Source organism: Streptomyces sp. 147326, from assembly GCF_045000215.1.
Lineage (GTDB): Bacteria > Actinomycetota > Actinomycetes > Streptomycetales > Streptomycetaceae > Streptomyces.
This window is the reverse complement of the sequence record NZ_CP134201.1, coordinates 5,370,496-5,389,148: the sequence shown is the minus strand read 5'-3', so window position 1 is coordinate 5,389,148 and position 18,653 is coordinate 5,370,496. Positions and strand designations below refer to the sequence as shown.

Below are 18,653 nucleotides of genomic sequence, written 5' to 3'. Positions count from 1 at the left end.
TGTGACCGAATCTCCCCCAGGATGTGACCTATCTCCTGGGGGATTGGCGTTTTCGCAGGTCAGCGGCAATACAGGGGGCGCGGGTGTGACCAAAGCCCTGTCCAATTCGTGACGTAATGCACTGCACGCCATTCCCAGGTCGGGACACTCTGATGTAGGAAGTCGGGGGATCGAATCACCTCAGGAGTTAGTCAGTGAGCGCCATGTCTCTTGCCCTGCTGCTGACCACTGCCGCTGCCGCGGCCGTGGGCGCTGCTGCGCTGCACGCCGTCCACGGTCTGCGCAAGCAGGTCACCGCCCTGCGCACTGAGCTGGCTGCGCCGGTCCACCACCGCGGTGCGACCGTCCCGCACGCCCGCAGCGCCGTGGAGTCCCCCGCCGCGGAGATACGAGCCGCCGTGGCCGAAGCCCTCGCCGAGGAGCGCGAGCGCGAGCTGGCCGAGGCGCGCGCCTTCTGGGCCGCGCAGGAGGCCCGTGACGCCGCCGACGCCCCGTCGCTGCTGGGCGGGCTGGCCGGGCTCGGCGAGGACAGCCCCGTCTTCCTGCCCCGGCAGGCCGACATGGTGGGTCTGGAGCCCGTCCTGGGCGAGGACGCCCTCGACGAGCTCCCCGGCTACCCGGAGGATTCGGCCGAGCTGGCCGCCGCCCGCCGGCGCCACCCCTCGCACCCCGACTTCGTACCGGTCCAGGCCTCGCACCCCGGCGCCGACCACGAGCGCACCGTCAACCGCCTGGAGGAGCTCGCGGAGGCCCGTACGGCCCTCGCGGACGTCCGCCCCGGCCCGCTGGGCACGCTCGACGTGTACGTCTTCACCGACGGCACGACGCTGTGCATGACCCCCGGGCACCGGGAGACCGCGGAGCGCCTCGCCGAGGCCCTGCGTTCGGGCACCGCCCCGGTCCTGCTCGGTGGCTCGGGCATCTCCGGCGCCTACGCGCTGACCTTCTCCTGCGGCGACTCCGAGGACCCCGACAGCAACGTCTACATCCTCGCGGACCGCGTCATCGCATCGCTCTGATCTCCGCCTGCTCCACCAGCCCCACGGCCTCGTCCAGCATCTCGGACGGGGCCGTCGCGCTGTCCGGGGCGACGGCGGCGGCGCGCAGCGCCTCGGCGAGGTCCAGGCCGGCCACCGCCACCTGGTCCCCGACGACGAAGATGCCCGCGTCCGGAAGCTCCCGCGGCGCCTGCCCGGGCGTCTCCAGCCGCTGCGCCCGTACGGAGAGCTCGCGGGCCAGTTCCAGGGCCGCGGCGGCGGCTCCCTGCTGCAGGCGGCTCTGCGGCGAGGCCCGCAGCCGGTCGGCGAAACGTTCCACGACGGCGGTCAGGGGCGAAGTATCAAGCACCCGGCCGACCCTACGCGCCGCCCGGGCACCATTGCCAACGGGCGAACTCTCCGGCACGGTGGCGGGAAGAGAACAGCACGGCGATACCTCCGGAGGCGCCCATGTCCGTAGAGTTCTCCGAGCAGACACACCGCAACATGATCGACAGAATCCCCCAGACCACCGGTCGTGAGGTCTCCGACTGGCTCCGCGCCGTCGACGAAGGCCCCTCACTCGTCCGGTTCGAGGAGAAGGTGAGCTGGCTGCGCGGCGCGCACGAGCTGTCGTACGGCCAGGCCAAGGCGATCATCCACGAGTACGACCTGCGCAGAGCAGCGCGCCGGTTCGGCTGAACCCCTCCCCCGACCCCCGTGCCCCCTATACGCGGGAAGGCCCCGCGAGCCGTGTGCTCGCGGGGCCTTCCCGTGCTGTGGGTACCGCGCGCAGGCCGTGGCGGCCTGCGGGTCCTGCTAGTCGTCGCCCGAGAGGATCGAGAAGATGCGCAGCATCTCCACGTAGATCCACACCAGGGTCATGGTGAGGGCGAAGGCCGCCAGCCAGGCCTCCTCGCGGGGGGCACCGTAGGTGATGCCGTCCTCGACCTGCTTGAAGTCGAGGGCGAGGAAGCAGGCGCCGAGGATGACACCGATGGCGCCGAACAGGAGGCCGAGGCCGCCGCTGCGGAAGCCGAGGCCGTCACCGCCGCCGAACACCGCGAAGAGCGTGTTCGTGAGCATCAGGAGGATGAAGCCCAGGGCCGCTGCCATCACGAAGCCGTAGAAGCGGCGGGTGACGCGGATCCAGCCCATCTTGTACCCGAGGAGCACGGCGGCGAAGACGCACATCGTGCCCATCACGGCCTGCATGACCACGCCGGGGCCGAGGTAGGTGCTGACGGCCGCGCTGATGACCCCGAGGAAGACGCCCTCGAAGGCCGCGTAGGCCAGGATCAGACCCGGGGAGGGCTTGCGCTTGAAGGACTGGATCATCGCGAAGACGAACGCGACCAGCATCGCGCCGATGGCGATGCCGTACGACTTGTTCACGTTGGCGGGGTCGACGGGCAGGAACACCCAGGCGAGGGTCGCCGTCACGATGAGCGTGCCGAGCGTCATGGCCGTACGGCTCACGACGTCGTCCATGGTCATCGCGTTGGCGCGCGCCGGGGCCTGCGGCATACCCGTCGCCGGGTCGGTCGCGTACGGGTTCGTCGCGTACGGGTTGGTCCCGGCCTGCTGGTGCTGCGGCGCTTCAAAGCCCGCGTAGCCACCGTTGTCGCGGCTGAACCCCCGTCGCGAGAAGACCGGGTTACTGCTCCTCATCTCACTCCTCCGTGGCCGCCGAGCGCGGCCTTGCAACAAGAGTAATGCGCTCGCAAAGAAAGCACCCTACTGCTGGAGGAGGATCTTAGGAGAAGGCAGGGCGGAGCGCAGGGGATAAAGGAGCGAGCCTCGCGAGAGCTGCGGAGTGCCCGGAGCCGGACTTGAACCGGCACGGCCCGAAGGCCAGCGAGGTTTAAGCTCGCCGTGTCTGCATTCCACCATCCGGGCAGGGCGTGGCGGCCCCCGTGGAAAAAGCCTTCAACGCTGATCCGAGCCTATCTGGAACGCCGTCGCCGCTGACCGGCCGTCAATCCGATGTTGTCTGATTTTATTGGCGCTTGAGGGATCGTCAGGCCCGAGAATGCACGGTCGGCCCGTTCTGGGCGCCGATCACCACGTGTACGGGATTGACGGGATTTCGATGGCCCGCGCCACCCCGCGCGCCACCCTTCCCGCCACCCCGGGACACCGCCCCTCCGATCAGGGCTCCTGTCATACCAGAGGAGGAGGCACACGCCCCCTCCGTCAGACTCCAGTGGGCCGGGAAACAAGCTCGGCGGCTGATCCGGAGCGGGGGTACCCGCGGCAAGGATGGAATCGTCCCCGCACCGCAGATCGAGGAGCCGTCCTGTGACCACCATGAACTACGCCCCGCACACCGCCCAGGCCGTGGCCGCCCGCGCCACCGGCCTCTCCAAGGTGTACGGCCAGGGCGAGACCCAGGTGGTCGCCCTGGACAACGTCTCCGTGGACTTCGGACAGGGGCAGTTCACCGCGATCATGGGCCCCTCGGGCTCCGGCAAGTCCACGCTGATGCACTGCGTCGCCGGCCTGGACACCTTCTCCGCAGGCTCCGTCCGGATCGGCGACACCGAGCTGGGCACCCTCAAGGACAAGCAGCTCACCCAGCTGCGCCGGGACAAGATCGGCTTCATCTTCCAGGCCTTCAACCTGCTGCCGACCCTGACGGCCCTGGAGAACATCACGCTCCCCATGGACATCGCCGGCCGCAAGGCCGACAAGCAGTGGCTGGACAACGTGATCAGCATGGTCGGCCTCTCCGAGCGCCTCTCCCACCGCCCCACCCAGCTCTCCGGCGGCCAGCAGCAGCGCGTCGCCGTCGCCCGCGCCCTGGCCTCCCGCCCCGAGATCATCTTCGGCGACGAGCCCACCGGAAACCTCGACTCGCGCTCCGGCGCCGAGGTCCTCGGCTTCCTGCGCAACTCGGTGCGCGAGCTCGGCCAGACCGTCGTGATGGTCACCCACGACCCGGTCGCCGCCTCCTACGCGGACCGCGTCATCTTCCTCGCCGACGGCCGGATCGTCGACGAGATGTACGGGCCCACCGCCGACGGCGTGCTCGACCGCATGAAGGCCTTCGACGCCAAGGGCCGCACCAGCTGACCCGGGATCTCCCTCCCCGGCCCTCCTCCAGACTTCCAGCCCCAGGACTGAGATCCCCCATGTTCCGTACCGCCCTGCGCAACGTCCTCGCGCACAAGGCCAGGCTGCTGATGACGGTGCTCGCCGTCACCCTCGGCGTCGCCTTCGTCTCCGGCACCCTCGTCTTCACCGACACCCTCAAGAAGTCCCTCTCCGGCCAGAGCGCCAAGGACTACGCGGGAGTCGCCGTCTCCGTCACCTCGTACGGCCAGGGCCGCGACGAGAACGGCCAGAAGGAGGGCGAGCCCGGCCTCAGCCAGCAGACCCTCGACAAGGTCAAGGCGCTCCCGGGCGTCGACTCCGTATCCGGCCGCGTCTCCGGCTTCGCCGGCGTGGGTGACGAGAGCGGCAAGCTGATCGGCTCCGGCTGGTCCAACAAGGGCGGCAACTACACCCCCGTCAAGGACGGCAAGGACCCGCGCTACGCCTTCGTGCAGGGCGCGGGGCCGGCCAAGGCCGACGAGGTCGCCCTCGACAAGGCCACCGCCGACACGGGCAACTACAAGGTCGGCGACAGGGTCCGCGTCGCCACCAACGGCCCGGTCAAGGAGTACTCCCTCGCCGGCGTCTTCACGACCGAGGACGGCGCCGTCCAGGCCGGCGGCAGCCTGGTGCTCTTCGACACCAAGGTCGCCCAGGAGCTCTACCTCAAGCCCGGCTACTTCCAGGAGCTGTCGGTCGGCGCCGAGAACGGCACCTCCGCCGACAAGCTGCTCGCCGACATCAAGCCGCTGATCGACAGCAAGCACACCAAGGCGCAGACCGGCGCCGCGCTCGCCGCGGAGCAGGCCAAGCAGATCGAGAAGGGCCTCGGCCAGATGGGCACCATGCTGCTCGTCTTCGCCGGCATCTCGCTCTTCGTCGGCATCTTCCTGATCTACAACACCTTCACCATGCTGGTCACCCAGCGCACCAAGGAGCTGGCCCTGCTGCGCGCCGTCGGCGCCAACCGCGGTCAGGTCATGCGCTCGGTGCTCGCCGAGGCCCTGATCGTCGGCCTCGTGTCCGCCTCCATCGGCCTGCTCAGCGGCGTCGGCCTGGCGGTCGGCATGCGCTCCGTGATCGGTTCCTTCGGCGCCAAGCTGCCGGGCGGCGACCTCGTGATCGCCCCGGGCACCGTCATCGCGGCCCTGGTCATCGGCGTCGTGGTCACCACCCTCGCCGCCCTGCTGCCGGCCTGGCGCACCGGCCGGATCGCCCCGGTCGCCGCCATGGGCAGCGCCCACCTGCCGGCCACCTCGAAGTCCCTGGTCGTGCGCAACGTCCTCGGCTCGATCATCAGCGTCCTCGGCATCGGCCTCGTCCTGCTCGGCGTGTCCTCGGGCGGCGACACCGGCCGCATGACCATCGGCGCGGGCGCCTTCTTCATGCTGATCGGCATGATCGTGCTGCTGCCGCTGCTCTCCAAGCCGGTCATCGGGGCCGTCCGCCCGCTGCTGCAGAAGGTGTTCGGGATCCCCGGCAAGCTGGCCTCCCAGAACGCCGTCCGCAACCCGCGCCGCACCGCCGTCACCGCCGCCTCCCTGGCGATCGGCCTGACCCTGGTCACGACCCTGTCCGTGCTCGGCATCACGGTGGGCAAGGTCGTCGACCGCATGAGCACCGAGAAGCTCAAGGCGGACTACCGGATCTCCATGGCCGGCGACATCGGCGGCCTCGACAAGTCGGTGGCCGAGACCCTGGCCAAGGCCCCCGGCATGAAGGCCGTCTCCCCGCAGACCGCCGGCTACTTCATGGTCGGCGAGAGCTTCCGGTCGGCCTCCGGCGTCAACCCCGCCGCCATCGGCCAGCTGCTCAACGTGGAGGTCCTCAGCGGTTCGCTCGACAGCCTCGGCAAGGGTGAGCTCGCGGTCGCCGAGAAGACGGCCAAGGACCAGAAGCTCAGCGTCGGCTCGACGCTCCAGGTCCAGTACGAGGACGGGGAGAAGGGCTCCCTGAAGGTCGGCGCGGTCTACAAGGACATGGAGGGCCTGCTCTCCCCGTACGTCATCGACGACAAGATCCTCAGCCCGCACAGCGAAGAGCCGTTCATCCGCGAGGTGTACGTCAACGTCGACGGCGGGGCGTCCAAGGCCGGCCAGCAGAAGGTCGTCGACGCCCTGGGCAAGAACCCGGCCATCAACGTCGCCACCCAGCAGGACATGCGCAACGAGATGGGCGGCCAGATCAACCTGATGCTGAACATCATGTACGGCCTGCTCGGCATGGCACTGATCATCTCCGTGCTCGGTGTCGTCAACACCCTGGCGATGTCCGTCTTCGAGCGGACCCAGGAGATCGGCATGCTGCGGGCGATCGGCCTCGACCGCAGCCGGGTCAAGAACATGATCCGTCTGGAGGCCGTGGTGATCTCGCTCTTCGGAGCGGTCCTGGGCGTCGTCATCGGTGTCTTCCTCGCCTGGGCGGTCGGCACCACGCTGGCGAAGGCCATGCCGAACTACGAACTGGTCCTCCCGTGGGACCGGATCGGCATCTTCCTCCTGCTGGCCGCCGTGGTCGGCGTCCTGGCCGCCATGTGGCCGGCCCGCAGCGCCGCCCGCCTGAACATGCTGACGGCCATCAAGACCGAGTAGCCGGACGCGGGACAGCGACAGGACAGGGCCCCGGGGCGACGAGCCCCGGGGTCCTGTCCCGTTGTGCACGTACGTTTCCGCTACGCCGTTTCCGCTACGCCCCCCAGGTGCGCAGCCGCAGCGGCAGTCCGGACCCGCCGGTGGCCGAGGGCTTCACGGCGAGGACCTGGTTGACCCCGAGCCGGCCGTGCTCGAAGCCGAGCGCGCAGGCCGCCATGTAGAGCTGCCAGACCCGGGCCCGGCCCGGCGAGGTGAGCCGCACCGCCTCGTCCCAGTGCTCGTCCAGCCGCGCCACCCAGGCCCGCAGGGTGAGCGCGTAGTGCTCGCGCAGCGCCTCCACGTCGCGGACCTCGAAGCCGGCCCGCTCCAGCTCGCCCACGGTGGTGCCGAGCGGGGAGAGCTCGCCGTCGGGGAAGACGTAGGCGTCGATGAACTCGTCGATCCGGTGCGCCGCTTCGTCGGGATCCGGCGGGCGGGCGATCTGGTGGTTCAGCAGCCGCCCGCCGGGGCGCAGCAGGGCGTGGAGGGTGCGGGCGTACTCCCGGTAGCGGTCGGCTCCGACGTGTTCGGCCATCCCGATGGAGGAAATCGCGTCGTACGGGCCGTCCTTGACGTCCCGGTAGTCCTGGATGCGCAGCTCGACGAGATCGGCCAGGCCCTCCTCGGCGACCCGCTTGCGGCCGTACGCGGCCTGCTCCCGCGAGAGCGTGACGCCGGTGACCCGGACCCCGTACTCGCGGGCGGCGTGCAGCGCCATGGAGCCCCAGCCGCAGCCGACGTCGAGGAGGCGGTCGCCGGGTTGCAGGGCGAGCTTGCGGCAGACCAGGTCGAGCTTGTCCCGCTGGGCCTGCTCCAGGGTGGAGCCGGGGCTCCAGTAGGCGCAGGAGTACACCATCGAGGGGCCGAGCACCCGCTCGTAGAAGTCGTTGCCGACGTCGTAGTGGTGGCTGATGGCCCGGCGGTCGCGGCCCTTGCTGTGGCGCGGGCCGCCCCGCCGGGCCGCCTCCTCGGCGGGGGGCGCGGGCGGCGGCAGCGGTCCGGCGAGCGCGATCAGCTCCCGTATGGCGGCCCGCTGCGCCGGGTCCCGGAGCAGCCGGGCGGCTTCCGGCACGGCGAGCGGACGGGACGGTCCGACGCGCCGCGCGAGGCCCTCCAGGGCCGCGAGCGGCCCGCCGCGGCCTGCGGGGGGCGGCGGCCCGTCCTTCGGGGGCCGTTCCCACAGGACCCCCGCCACGTGGTCCAGCAGGGCGAACAGATCGCCTTCGACGGTCAGTTCCCCCGCCACCCAAGCGCGGGCCAGGCCCAGTTCGCCGGGCTTCCACAGCACCCGCCGCACGGCGCGGCGGTCGTGGATGACGAGCACGGGGCCGGTGGGCGGGCCGGCCTCGCTGCCGTCCCAGGCCCGGAGGCGCACCGGCAGCGGGGCACCCAGCAGAGTCTCGGCAACAGCGGCCAGCCGCGGCGCGGCGTCGGTCATGGCGCACCTCCACAAAAGCTCCGACCCCTCCGTCTACCCATCCCGGGGCCCGAGTACGCCGAAGGGGCCGCCCGCACCACGGATGGCGGGCGGCCCCTTCGGGGACGTGCAGGTACTGCTCAGGGTCCTGCCGGCTGGCGCCGGGTCAGGAAGCCTTGGCCTTCTGGGCCGTGGCGGCCGGAGCCGGGGCGGGCTTGGCGGCCTCGTAGAACTCCTCGCGCGGGGTCTCGAGAGCACCCAGCGAGACGACCTCGCGCTTGAGGAACATGCCGAGGGTCCAGTCGGCGAAGACGCGGATCTTGCGGTTCCAGGTCGGCATGGCCATGCCGTGGTAGCCACGGTGCATGTACCAGGCGAGCCGGCCCTTGAGCTTGATCTTCATCTTGCCCATGACGATCATCGCGACGCCCTTGTGGAGGCCGAGGCCCGCCACCGCACCCTTGTTGGAGTGCGAGTACTCGGCCTGCGGGAAGCCCCGCATGCCCGAGATGACGTTGTCGCCGAGGACCTTGGCCTGGCGCAGCGCGTGCTGGGCGTTCGGCGGGCACCAGGCGTTCTCGACGCCGGCCTTGCGGGCGGCGACGTCCGGAACCTGGGCGTTGTCGCCCGCGGTCCAGATGTAGTCCGTGCCGGTGACCTGGAGGGTCGGCTGGGCGTCCACGTGGCCGCGGGGGCCCAGCGGCAGGCCGTAGCGGGCCAGCACCGGGTTCGGCTTGACGCCGGCGGTCCAGACGATGGTGTGGGAGTCGACCTCGAGGCCGTTCTTCAGCACCACGTGGCCGTCCACGCAGGAGTCCATGGAGGTGTTGAGGTAGATCTCGATGCCGCGGGACTCGAGGTGCTCCTTGCCCCAGGTGCCGAGCTTGGGCCCGACCTCGGGAAGGATCTTGTCGGCCGCGTCGACCAGGATGAAGCGCATGTCCTCGCGCTTGATCGTGGAGTAGTACTTCGCGGCGTCGCGGGCCATGTCCTCGACCTCGCCGATGGTCTCCGCACCGGCGAAGCCGCCGCCGACGAAGACGAAGGTGAGGGCCTTGCGGCGGACGTTCTCGTCCGTCGTGGACTCGGCCTTGTCGAGCTGCTCGAGGACGTGGTTGCGCAGGCCGATGCCCTCTTCGACGCCCTTCATACCGATGCCCTGTTCGGCGAGGCCGGGGATCGGGAAGGTGCGGGAGACGGCGCCGAGCGCGATCACCAGGTAGTCGAAAGGCAGCTCGTACGCCTCGCCGACCAGCGGCGTGACGACGGCGACCTTGCGGTCCTGGTCGATGCTGGTGACCCGGCCGGTGAGAACCTCTGCCTTGGGCAGCACGCGTCGCAGCGGGACGACGACGTGCCGAGGCGAGATACTGCCTGCGGCCACTTCAGGGAGGAAGGGCTGGTAGGTCATGTACGAGCGCGGGTCGACGACCGTGACGGTCGCCTCGCCGTAACGCATCTTCTTCATGATGCGCTTGGCTGCGTACAGGCCTACGTACCCACCTCCTACAACGAGGATCCTGGGACGCTCCGTGGTGCTCATGCAACGAGTATCCAGCACCCAAAGGGGTGCCGCTCGTGAGCCCCTTCACAAGGAGTGGGAGGGCCTCTGCTACACTCCGCCGCCCACGTGACGGACGTCATGGCGCGCAACGGGAACCACGGTGTAACAGGAGTCGTTGTTCACCCGTCCTGAACTGGCCTCCAAGGCCTCAACCGGACTGGACCACAGGGGTTCGTCGGTACCTCCGACACGGAACCCGCGGCGTCCGCCGATCGCACGAACACACGCAGAAAAGGGCCCGAGGGCCTCCGGAGGGACCCAAACGGCCCTTCCAGTGACCCCGCAGGCCCCTTTTCCTTGTGAAGAACTTCACGAAGTTGATGTGGATCACGAGTCCGAAGACCCCTCAACCCCTGGTTCGAAGGTCGTTCAGGCGATGGACCAAGCGATTCCGTCGAGGATGTCGTGCTCGGACACGATGACCTCGGTGGCGCCCACCCTCTCCATGATCGCCAGGAGCACCAGCACGCCGGCGCCGATCACGTCCACCCGGCCCGGATGCATCACGGGGATCGCCGCGCGCTCGGCGTGCGTCGCCGTCAGCATCCGCTCGCCGACCTCGCGGACCTGCTCGTAGGAGATCCGCGAGTGGTGGATCTCCGAGGAGATGTACTCCGGCAGGCCGAGGACGATCCCGGCGACCGTGGTCACCGAGCCGGCCAGGCCCACCAGGGTGCGCGCCTCGGCCAGCGGGACCGTCTCGGCCGCCAGGTCGAGGGCTGCCTCGATGTCGGCCCGTATGGCGGCGATCTGTTCCGGGGTGGGCGGGTCGGTCACGACCCCGTCGACCACCAGGTGACGCTCCGTCATCCGCACGCAGCCCACGTCCACCGAGCGGGCGGCGCGCACGTGGTCCTCGCCGACCACGAACTCGGTCGAGCCGCCGCCGATGTCCACCACCAGGAACGGCCGCTCCAGGTGATCGTGCGCCACGAGCTCCCTGGTGGCGCCGGTGAAGGAGAACTCGGCCTCCTGGTCGCCGGAGATCACCTCGGGCTCGACGCCCAGGATGTCCAGGACGCCCTGGACGAACTCGTCGCGGTTCTCGGCGTCCCGGGAGGCGGAGGTGGCCACGAAGCGCACCCGCTCCGCGCCGAGTTCCTTGATGACCGCCGCGTACTCGCGGCAGGCCGCGAAGGTCCGCTCCAGCGCCTCCGGGGCGAGGCGCCCGGTCCGGTCCACGCCCTGGCCGAGGCGGACGATGGTCATCCGCCGGTCCAGCTCGGCCAGCTCACCGGTGGCCGGGTCGCAGTCCGCGACGAGCAGCCGGATGGAATTCGTACCGCAGTCGACGGCCGCGACCCGCGTCACGCGTCCGTCTCCTTCTTGTCCCCGCACGGCGTGACGCACGCGCCCTTGGCCCACCACTCCGGCAGCATCGCCAGGGCCTCGTCGCCGAACGGGTTCACGCCCGGGCCGGCGGCCAGGGAGTGGCCGACCAGTACGTGCAGGCACTTCACCCGGTCCGGCATCCCGCCGGCGCTCGGGAAGCCCTGGAGCACCTCGATGGCGTCGCGGCGCCGGATGTAGTCCTCGTGCGCGGCCTGGTAGGCGGCGGCGAGTTCCGGGTCCTCGGCGAGCCGGGCCTGCATCTCCTTCATCACGCCGTTGGCCTCCAGCGTGCCGATCGCGGAGGCCGCGCGCGGGCACGTCAGGTAGTACAGCGTCGGGAAGGGGGTGCCGTCGGGGAGCCGCGGGGCGGTCTCCACCACGTCCGGCTGCCCGCAGGGGCAGCGGTGGGCGATGGCGCGCAGCCCGCGCGGCGGGCGGCCGAGCTGCTGCTCGAACGCCTCGATGTCCGCGTCGGTCGGCTCGGTCCGGTCGGTCTGGGGCGGGGGCGTCTGCATGCCTGGAGGAAGTCTCTTCGTTCGGTTCTATGACGGATGGAACTGGTTCAGTCGCCGGGGCGGTCGGCCTTGTCGACGCCGTCCCAGACGTTCGAGTACCAGGGCCGGTCGGAGCCGGCCTGGCCGGTCCGGTGCGGTTCCGCGGGCTGGGCCCCGGGGTCGCTCATGATGTAGCCGATCTCCCCCGGGCGCAGGAAGTGCAGGTGCCTGCGCGCCTGCTGCTCCGCGTAGGCGTCGTCCTGCCAACGGGCCTTCTCGTCGCGCAACCGCTCCAGGCGGTCCCGCGCGGTGGCGGCCGCCCGCTGCTGCTCCGCGATCTCCGTGCGCTGGGACACGTACTGGCGCATCGGATACGCGAGGGCGACGACCAGGGTACAGAGGACGAGCACCAGGAGCGCGGCCCGGCCGGTGAGCCGGCTGCGGCGGACCTGCCGGCGCGACTGCGAGCGGTACACGTGGGCGGCGGTCCGCTCGCCGAGCTGCTTGAGCCTGGTCGCGGTGGAGAAGGTGGAGAACCGATCCCGGTTCCCGGCCATTGGTCCGCCTCCCCTGTGTACGCACTACGCAAATACGTCCCCGCACACGGTACGGGACCGAGTGCGGGGACGTACGGAGGCCAGCCCCTCAGGGGGGTGATTAGCCCTTGAAGCGCGGGAAGGCGCTGCGGCCCGCGTACACCGCGGCGTCGTCGAGGATCTCCTCGATGCGCAGCAGCTGGTTGTACTTGGCGACGCGGTCCGAGCGGGCCGGGGCGCCGGTCTTGATCTGACCGCAGTTCACGGCGACGGCGAGGTCGGCGATGGTGACGTCCTCGGTCTCACCGGAGCGGTGGGACATCATGCACTTGAAGCCGTTGCGCTGGGCCATCTCGACGGCGTCCAGGGTCTCGGTCAGCGAACCGATCTGGTTCACCTTGACGAGCAGGGCGTTCGCGGAGCCCTCCTCGATACCGCGGGCCAGACGCTCGGGGTTGGTGACGAAGAGGTCGTCGCCGACGATCTGGACCTTGGCGCCGAGGCGGTCGGTGATGGTCTTCCAGCCGGCCCAGTCGTCCTCGAACAGCGGGTCCTCGATGGAGACGAGCGGGTACGCCTCGACGAGCTCGGCGTAGTAGTCGGTCATCTCGGAGGCCGAGCGGGACTGGCCCTCGAACTCGTACTTGCCGTCCTTGTAGAACTCGGACGCGGCGACGTCGAGCGCGAGCGCGATGTCCTTGCCCGGGGTGTAGCCGGCCTGCTTGATGGCCTCGACGATGAGGTCGAGCGCGGCGCGGTTGGACTCCAGGTTCGGCGCGAAGCCGCCCTCGTCGCCCAGGCCGGTGGAGAGGCCCTTGGTGTGCAGGACCTTCTTGAGGGTGTGGTAGACCTCGGCACCCCAGCGCAGCGCCTCGGAGAAGGACTCCGCGCCGATGGGGGCGATCATGAACTCCTGGATGTCCACGTTGGAGTCGGCGTGCGACCCACCGTTGAGGATGTTCATCATCGGAACGGGCAGCAGGTGCGCGTTCGGACCGCCGAGGTAACGGAAGAGCGGAAGGTCCGAGGCCTCGGACGCGGCGTGCGCGACGGCGAGGGAGACGCCGAGGATGGCGTTGGCGCCGAGCGAGCCCTTGTTGTCGGTGGCATCCAGGTCGAACATGGCCTGGTCGATCAGGCGCTGCTCGGTGGCGTCGTAGCCGACGAGCTCCGGGCCGATCTGCTCGATGACGGCGAGGACGGCCTTCTCGACACCCTTGCCGAAGTAACGGTTGGGGTCACCGTCACGGAGCTCGATGGCCTCGAATGCACCGGTGGAGGCGCCGGACGGAACTGCAGCACGGCCGGTGCTGCCATCGTCGAGGCCCACCTCGACCTCGACCGTGGGGTTGCCTCGGGAGTCCAGGATTTCCCGGGCTACGACGACGTCGATGGACGGCACGAGCATCTCCTTCTGGGATGTGACGCTGGGTGTGCGGTGGCGTGTCAGGCCGTGGGACGGCCCTGCCGCTTAGAGCCTAACCGGCCCGGAGCACTCGACCGCCCGACCGCCCGACCCCTGGGACGAAAAAGGGACCGAATACCCCTCTTCCGGGACATAGGTCTCTGGATATCGCCCGTCACCCGGTACGCACGCCGCCGCCCGGCGCGTGGGGGGAGACGCGCCGGGCGGGGGGAATGCTGTGCGTTGCGCACGCTCCTGCGGCTATTGCCGCAGTGTTCAGCTGAGCTTCAGCTTCTGACCCGGGAAGATCAGGTCGGCGTCCGAGACGATGTCCTTGTTCAGCTCGAAGAGCTTCTCCCAGCCGCCCTTGACGCCGTTGGCCTCGGCGATGGTGCCCAGGGTGTCGCCCGCCTTGACCTCGTACGAGCCGTTGCCGGTCTTCGGGGCGGCGGGGCGCTCGGAGCGGGTGGTCGGGGCCTCGGAGCGCTTGGTCTCCTTCTTCGGCGCGACCTTCGGGGCGACCTTCTGCTCGGTCTTCTTCGAGTCGGCCTTCGGCTTGTTCTGCGTCGAGGTCTCCGTGCCGCCACCGGTGTAGGAGGAGTTCGACAGGCCCTTGCCGCAGCTCGGCCAGGCGCCCTTGCCCTGACCCTTGAGGACCTTCTCGGCGACGGCTATCTGCTGGGACTTCGAGGCCTGGTTGGCCTGCGCGGCGTACGACTTGCCGCCGTACGCGGCCCACGTGGAGGACGAGAACTGCAGTCCGCCGTAGTAGCCGTTGCCCGTGTTGATGGACCAGTTGCCGCCGGACTCGCACTGGGCGACCTTGTCCCACTCGGACGCGGTGGCGGCGCTGGCGGTGCCCGCGGCCATCAGGGGGGCGGCGACGGCCACACCGGCGACACCGGCGAGCGTGACGATGCGGACGGCCTTGGAGCCGCGACGGTGCTTGCCCTTGCCGGAAAGCAGCATGGAGTTTCTCCTCACCGACGCCTGCGAGGTGAGCTGTCGGGTTCGGGCGAGTGAGTTGCCCGGCCGTGCGACCTAGCGCACGTCTTAACCCCTAGCCGGTGGCGTGACCGTCTCTCAACGGCCGCTCCCGGCACCTACCTTGGTTCCCCCGCTCCTGCCTTCGGCGCTTGACGCGACGACTGTTCCCCCCGTCCGCCGGCAGGATTCGGCGATGCGGTCGAAGGAGCCCGCGGTGGCGGGCGATTCAGAAGGTAGACAGGTCTCTCCCCGATGTTCAACGAGGAACATCGGGGAGAGGGGGCCCCTACTTGCGCTCCCCGCAGGGGCGTTTGCGCAGGTGAGGGCGGGGTTTGCGGAAGCCCCGAGGCGGGACACGCCAGTTGACCGGAAGAGACGCATGTCTCACTTACAGATAACCGACAATCAGGTCTTTCCGGGTGGTTGAAGTGTCCCTATTACGTGCTTAGATCCAGGTTCTGGCCGGGCTTGATCAGGTTGGCGTCCTCGCCGATGACCTGCTCGTTGGCCTCGTAGAGCCCGTTCCAGCCGCCCTTGACTCCCTTGGCAACCGCGATGGTCGCCAGGCTGTCGCCCTCCCGGACCGTGTACGTGGGCTTCGACGCGGCGTCAGACGGGACCGGGGCCTCGGCCGCGGGCGCGCCGCGGTGCTTGCCGCTGCCTTCGCCCGGAGTGGCTTCCGGAGCGGCTTCCGGAGCGGCGCCCGGCGTCGCCGGAGCGGTCGGGGCGGCGGGGTCCACCGGGGTCGCACCGGGGGTGGCGGGCGGGGTCGTGGGCGCCGAGGGGTCGACCGGGAGGGTCGGAGCCGTCGGGTCGGCGGGCGGCAGCGGCGTGGTGCCCGGGGTGCCCGGGGTGCCCGGGAGCACCGGCTGGGACGGGTCGGCGGGAGGCGTCGTCGGAACGTCCGGCGCCGGCATGACGGGCAGTCCGACGGACGGCGCGTCGGGGATGAGGAAGGGGCTGCCGGTCGGGCTGGGCGCCGCGTGGGTCGGGGCGCCGAAGTCCTTGGCCGGCTCGCCGCCGGTGGTGGACGGCACCGCGTCGTCCGGGCGGGAGGGGGAGGGGGCGATCGGGCCGGAGGTGCCGGGCAGGCCCGGGTCCACCTTGGCGGCGGGGCCCTGCTGCTCCAGGCCGGCCGAGGTGGCGCACAGCGGCCACGCCTGCGGTCCCTGCGAGGCCAGTACCCGCTCGGCCACGGCTATCTGCTGGGACCGGCTCGCGAGGTCGGCCCGCTCGGCGAAGTCGAGTCCGCCGGCGCTCTGCCACTCCTCCTGGGTGAACTGCAGCCCGCCGTACGCGCCGCTGCCGGAGTTGGCACTCCAGGAGCCGCCGCTCTCGCACTCGGCGACCTTGTCCCAGGTCGCGGTGTCGGCAGCGGTGGCATTGGTGGCGGCTAGCAGCGGCAGAGCCAGCGCGGAGCCAGTGACTCCGGCTGTGACTACCAGCGCGGGGACCTGGCGGGGGCGTCTGTGGCGGCCGTTCCCGGAACGCATGAGGGTGCACCTTTCGCATAACAGCGGGGTAACGGCAGAACCTAGCGGGCCTCGAACGATTGTCACAAGTTCAAGCGGGATCTGACTTTTCATCAGAAGCCGCGCAAGTGTTTTGAGCCGTGAACCGGACGGGAAGAGTACGTAGCCCTCGCATGATCAACCCCCCGCGCCAGCGCAGGTCTTGGGGTGGAACGGCTAGTTCCAGATCGGGCAGCCGCGTCAGCAGGGTCGCGAGCGCCGTCTGCCCTTCGAGCCGGGCGAGCGGAGCGCCCAGGCAGTAGTGGATGCCGTGCCCGTACCCGAGGTGCTGGTTGTCGGTCCGGGAGAGGTCGAGGGTATCCGGTTCCGCGAACCGTTCGGGATCGCGGTCGGCGGCCGCGAGGACGACCAGGACCGGGTCCCCGGCCTCGATCCGCTGCCCGCCGAGGGTCAGCGGCCCGGTGGCGAACCGCCACGTCGCCAGCTCCACGGGGCCGTCGTAGCGCAGGAGTTCCTCGACGCCGGTGGCCAGCAGTCCGGTCTCGCCGGCGGCGAGGGAGCGCTGGAGGCGGTCGCGCTGGCCGGGGTTCATGAAGAGTGAGTGGACCCCGTTGCCGATGAGGTTCACGGTCGTCTCGAAGCCGGCGAAGAGCAGGATGAAGGCCATGGCGGTGGCCTCGGCCTCCGTGAGGTGGTCGCCGTGGTCGCTCGCCCGGATCAGGTCGGAGATGAGGTCATTGCCCAGGTCGTCCCTTTTGCGGTGGATGAGTTCGCCCAGATAAGTCCGCATCTGCTTCACCGACCGGGCGACCCCGCCACGCGGACCGCCGCCGTGGCGGATCATCATCCCGGCCCAGTCGCGGAAGTCGTCCTGGTCCTCGCGCGGTACGCCGAGCATCTCGCAGATGGTGTAGATGGGGAGCGGGAAGGCGAACTCGTGGATGAGGTCCGCCTCCCCTTTCGCGGCGAAGGCGTCGATCAGGTGGTCGGTGAGCGCCTGCACCCGCGGGGTGAATTCGGCGACGCGGCGCGGGGTGAACGCCTTCGAGACCAGCCGCCGCAGCCGCGTGTGGTCCGGCGGGTCGATGTTGAGCAGGTGCGTCATCAGCTCCGCCTTGCGCTCCCCCGGGATCCCGGTCTTGCCCTTGGCGTGCGCGGGCTCCGCGTGGTGCGCCGGATTCTTGCTCAGCCGCTGGTCGGCGAGGGCCTGGCGGGCGTCGGCGTACCGGGTGACCAGCCAGGCGTCGACCCCGCTGGGGAGCTTGGTGCGGTGCACCGGGGAGTGATCGCGCAGCCAGGCGTAGGCCGGGTAGGGGTCGGTCGCGAACTCCCAGTCGAAGAGGGTCGGGCCCTCGGCGGTAGGGGTGTCGGCGGGATCTGCGGGGGTCTGCTCATGCACGGCACGACCGTATCCCGGCGCCGGACCGCCATCCCATATGGCCCGTTCGCCGCGGCTGTCCGTAGATCGCCCATCGCTTGACCTCACCTCCCCCGACATTCCTACTTTCGGTTTTGTGGATGTGAGGATCTTGAAAAGCAGTTTCGCGGTGGTGGAGAGGCGGGCCGAGCACGCGGTCAAGTTCTTCTACTCCCACCTCTTCTGGCACAACCCCGGGATCCGTGACCTCTTCCCGGCCTCCTTCGAGGACATGGAGCGGCAGCGGGACCGCCTCTTCGCCGCGCTCACCCACGTGATCGCCCATCTCGACGACGAGAGCCTCGTCCCCTACCTACGCGACCTGGGGCGCGACCACCGCAAGTTCCTGGCCCGCCCCGAGCACTACGCGGCCGTGGGCTGCAGCCTCCTCGCCGCCCTCGCCGAGACCTCCGGAGAGGCCTGGACGCCGCGGGTCGAGAAGGCCTGGGCCGAGGCCTACCAGGTGATCGCCGACGCGATGATCGCCGGCGCCGACGCGAGCGCGGACCCGCCGTGGTGGGACGCGGAGGTCGTGCGCCACCTCCAGTACGGGCCGGACATCGGCGTGCTGACGCTGCGGCCGCACGCCCCCTTCCCCTACCTCCCGGGCCAGTACACGAGCGTGAGCAGCGAGCGGGTCCCGACGACGTGGCGCACCTACTCCATCGGCAACGCCCCCCGCCCCGACGGCACCGTAGACCTCCACGTCAGCCGGATCGACCAGGGGCGCCTCAGCACCGCCCTGGTCCGCGAGACGCAGCCGGGCGACGTCCTGCGGCTCGGCGCCGCCGGCGGTCGGCTGACCTTCCGCCGCGCCGACCGCCCCGTCAGCTTCATCGCCGCCGGCACCGGCTGGGCGCCGATCCGGGCCATGCTGGAGGACCTCGCGGAACACCCTCCCGATCAGGACGTACGGCTCTTCGTGGTGGCGCGGGACGGCGCGCACCTCTACGACCGCCCGCTCATCGACGCGTACGCCGCCTCCTGCCGCTGGCTCGGCGTCACCTACATCACGCCCGCCCCCGGGCAGCACCGCAACCAGGCCACCGACCGGCTCGCGACCGCGCTCGGCCACCGCGCCCTGTGGCCGGACCAGGACGTCTACCTCAGCGGCCCGCCGCAGTTCATCGAGGAGACCGCTCACCTCCTCCAGGAGCTGGGCGCCCGCCCCGGCCGCCTCTTCCACGACGCCGTACCCGCCGCCGGCACGGGCCAGGGGCCCGGAGGCCGCCCGCTGGGCTTCGGCGAGTGGTTCCTGAGCCGCCCGTCGCCGCACTGGCACAACCCCGCGGACCGCGCGCCCCAGGACCACGGGACGGACTGAAG

The 18,653-nt window shown here is 70.5% G+C and carries 16 protein-coding genes, 1 tRNA gene and 1 riboswitch; of the genes, 5 read left to right on the top strand and 12 right to left on the bottom strand.

Annotated features, from left to right (window positions below):
- The first annotated feature begins 203 nt into the window (after positions 1 to 203).
- A complete protein-coding gene (locus tag RIU97_RS24720; RefSeq protein ID WP_327419269.1) occupies positions 204 to 1,019 on the top strand; it encodes a hypothetical protein in 816 nt (271 codons plus the stop codon).
- Here the strand turns inward: RIU97_RS24720 and RIU97_RS24715 are convergent.
- Entirely contained in the window at positions 1,003 to 1,347 is a 345-nt protein-coding gene (locus tag RIU97_RS24715) for a hypothetical protein (protein WP_404959761.1), read from the bottom strand. The two genes, RIU97_RS24720 and RIU97_RS24715, sit on opposite strands and share 17 nt — an antisense overlap.
- A gap of 101 nt (positions 1,348 to 1,448) precedes the next feature.
- Here RIU97_RS24715 and RIU97_RS24710 point away from each other — a divergent pair, with 101 nt between their 5' ends.
- Positions 1,449 to 1,679, top strand: a complete 231-nt coding sequence (locus RIU97_RS24710; protein ID WP_319721871.1) for a DUF4287 domain-containing protein — start codon at positions 1,449 to 1,451, stop codon at positions 1,677 to 1,679.
- Between the two features lie 117 nt (positions 1,680 to 1,796).
- On the opposite strand, the gene RIU97_RS24705 is transcribed toward RIU97_RS24710, so the two are convergent.
- Entirely contained in the window at positions 1,797 to 2,648 is an 852-nt protein-coding gene (locus RIU97_RS24705) for a Bax inhibitor-1/YccA family protein (protein WP_404959760.1), read from the bottom strand.
- 146 nt (positions 2,649 to 2,794) lie between these two features.
- A tRNA-Leu gene (locus RIU97_RS24700) sits at positions 2,795 to 2,876 on the bottom strand.
- Positions 2,877 to 3,287: 411 nt separating this feature from the next.
- Here RIU97_RS24700 and RIU97_RS24695 point away from each other — a divergent pair.
- Both RIU97_RS24695 and RIU97_RS24690 read left to right on the top strand, forming a co-directional pair.
- Complete coding sequence (locus RIU97_RS24695; protein WP_404962922.1) at positions 3,288 to 4,052, top strand: ABC transporter ATP-binding protein; 765 nt, start codon at positions 3,288 to 3,290, stop codon at positions 4,050 to 4,052.
- Between the two features lie 59 nt (positions 4,053 to 4,111).
- Complete coding sequence (locus RIU97_RS24690; RefSeq protein WP_404959759.1) at positions 4,112 to 6,664, top strand: ABC transporter permease; 2,553 nt, start codon at positions 4,112 to 4,114, stop codon at positions 6,662 to 6,664.
- 94 nt (positions 6,665 to 6,758) lie between these two features.
- Here RIU97_RS24690 and RIU97_RS24685 read toward each other — a convergent pair whose 3' ends face one another.
- The 9 genes from RIU97_RS24685 to RIU97_RS24645 form a co-directional block, all read right to left on the bottom strand.
- The gene (locus tag RIU97_RS24685; RefSeq protein WP_404959758.1) at positions 6,759 to 8,141 is read right to left on the bottom strand and encodes a class I SAM-dependent methyltransferase; all 1,383 of its coding nucleotides are present in this window, start codon (positions 8,139 to 8,141) and stop codon (positions 6,759 to 6,761) included.
- A 145-nt stretch (positions 8,142 to 8,286) separates the two neighbouring features.
- Complete coding sequence (locus RIU97_RS24680) at positions 8,287 to 9,663, bottom strand: NAD(P)/FAD-dependent oxidoreductase (RefSeq protein ID WP_404959757.1); 1,377 nt, start codon at positions 9,661 to 9,663, stop codon at positions 8,287 to 8,289.
- A gap of 390 nt (positions 9,664 to 10,053) precedes the next feature.
- The gene (locus RIU97_RS24675; RefSeq protein WP_404959756.1) at positions 10,054 to 10,995 is read right to left on the bottom strand and encodes an exopolyphosphatase; all 942 of its coding nucleotides are present in this window, start codon (positions 10,993 to 10,995) and stop codon (positions 10,054 to 10,056) included.
- Positions 10,992 to 11,531 carry a DUF501 domain-containing protein gene (locus RIU97_RS24670; RefSeq protein ID WP_404959755.1) on the bottom strand — a complete coding sequence of 180 codons (540 nt, stop codon included), beginning with the start codon at positions 11,529 to 11,531 and terminating at the stop codon, positions 10,992 to 10,994. Before RIU97_RS24670 ends, RIU97_RS24675 begins: the two co-directional genes overlap by 4 nt.
- A 47-nt stretch (positions 11,532 to 11,578) precedes the next feature.
- Positions 11,579 to 12,067, bottom strand: coding sequence for a septum formation initiator family protein (locus RIU97_RS24665; protein WP_404959754.1), 489 nt, complete (start codon positions 12,065 to 12,067; stop codon positions 11,579 to 11,581).
- Positions 12,068 to 12,167: 100 nt separating this feature from the next.
- The gene (gene eno / locus RIU97_RS24660; protein ID WP_393749080.1) at positions 12,168 to 13,454 is read right to left on the bottom strand and encodes a phosphopyruvate hydratase; all 1,287 of its coding nucleotides are present in this window, start codon (positions 13,452 to 13,454) and stop codon (positions 12,168 to 12,170) included.
- 273 nt (positions 13,455 to 13,727) lie between these two features.
- Positions 13,728 to 14,420 carry a transglycosylase family protein gene (locus RIU97_RS24655; RefSeq protein ID WP_404959753.1) on the bottom strand — a complete coding sequence of 231 codons (693 nt, stop codon included), beginning with the start codon at positions 14,418 to 14,420 and terminating at the stop codon, positions 13,728 to 13,730.
- Between the two features lie 3 nt (positions 14,421 to 14,423).
- A riboswitch (cyclic di-AMP (ydaO/yuaA leader) is annotated at positions 14,424 to 14,596 on the bottom strand.
- A gap of 279 nt (positions 14,597 to 14,875) precedes the next feature.
- Complete coding sequence (locus tag RIU97_RS24650; protein WP_404959752.1) at positions 14,876 to 15,931, bottom strand: transglycosylase family protein; 1,056 nt, start codon at positions 15,929 to 15,931, stop codon at positions 14,876 to 14,878.
- A gap of 70 nt (positions 15,932 to 16,001) precedes the next feature.
- Positions 16,002 to 17,309 carry a cytochrome P450 gene (locus RIU97_RS24645; RefSeq protein WP_404959751.1) on the bottom strand — a complete coding sequence of 436 codons (1,308 nt, stop codon included), beginning with the start codon at positions 17,307 to 17,309 and terminating at the stop codon, positions 16,002 to 16,004.
- A 121-nt stretch (positions 17,310 to 17,430) separates the two neighbouring features.
- Between RIU97_RS24645 and RIU97_RS24640 the strand changes: the two genes are divergently transcribed.
- Positions 17,431 to 18,651 (top strand): globin domain-containing protein, encoded by a 1,221-nt coding sequence (locus tag RIU97_RS24640; RefSeq protein ID WP_404959750.1) that lies wholly within the window; start codon positions 17,431 to 17,433, stop codon positions 18,649 to 18,651.
- Positions 18,652 to 18,653 lie beyond the last annotated feature (2 nt).

Excerpts from the sequence above, each read along its gene's own strand:
- RIU97_RS24705 (WP_404959760.1), bottom strand. The coding sequence starts at position 2,648 with ATGAGGAGCAGTAACCCGGTCTTCTCGCGACGGGGGTTCAGCCGCGAC.
- RIU97_RS24685 (WP_404959758.1), bottom strand. The coding sequence starts at position 8,141 with ATGACCGACGCCGCGCCGCGGCTGGCCGCTGTTGCCGAGACTCTGCTG.
- RIU97_RS24710 (WP_319721871.1), top strand. The coding sequence starts at position 1,449 with ATGTCCGTAGAGTTCTCCGAGCAGACACACCGCAACATGATCGACAGA.
- RIU97_RS24665 (WP_404959754.1), bottom strand. The coding sequence starts at position 12,067 with ATGGCCGGGAACCGGGATCGGTTCTCCACCTTCTCCACCGCGACCAGG.
- RIU97_RS24690 (WP_404959759.1), top strand. The coding sequence starts at position 4,112 with ATGTTCCGTACCGCCCTGCGCAACGTCCTCGCGCACAAGGCCAGGCTG.
- RIU97_RS24655 (WP_404959753.1), bottom strand. The coding sequence starts at position 14,420 with ATGCTGCTTTCCGGCAAGGGCAAGCACCGTCGCGGCTCCAAGGCCGTC.
- eno (WP_393749080.1), bottom strand. The coding sequence starts at position 13,454 with ATGCTCGTGCCGTCCATCGACGTCGTCGTAGCCCGGGAAATCCTGGAC.
- RIU97_RS24680 (WP_404959757.1), bottom strand. The coding sequence starts at position 9,663 with ATGAGCACCACGGAGCGTCCCAGGATCCTCGTTGTAGGAGGTGGGTAC.
- RIU97_RS24670 (WP_404959755.1), bottom strand. The coding sequence starts at position 11,531 with ATGCAGACGCCCCCGCCCCAGACCGACCGGACCGAGCCGACCGACGCG.
- RIU97_RS24650 (WP_404959752.1), bottom strand. The coding sequence starts at position 15,931 with ATGCGTTCCGGGAACGGCCGCCACAGACGCCCCCGCCAGGTCCCCGCG.
- RIU97_RS24695 (WP_404962922.1), top strand. The coding sequence starts at position 3,288 with ATGAACTACGCCCCGCACACCGCCCAGGCCGTGGCCGCCCGCGCCACC.
- RIU97_RS24720 (WP_327419269.1), top strand. The coding sequence starts at position 204 with ATGTCTCTTGCCCTGCTGCTGACCACTGCCGCTGCCGCGGCCGTGGGC.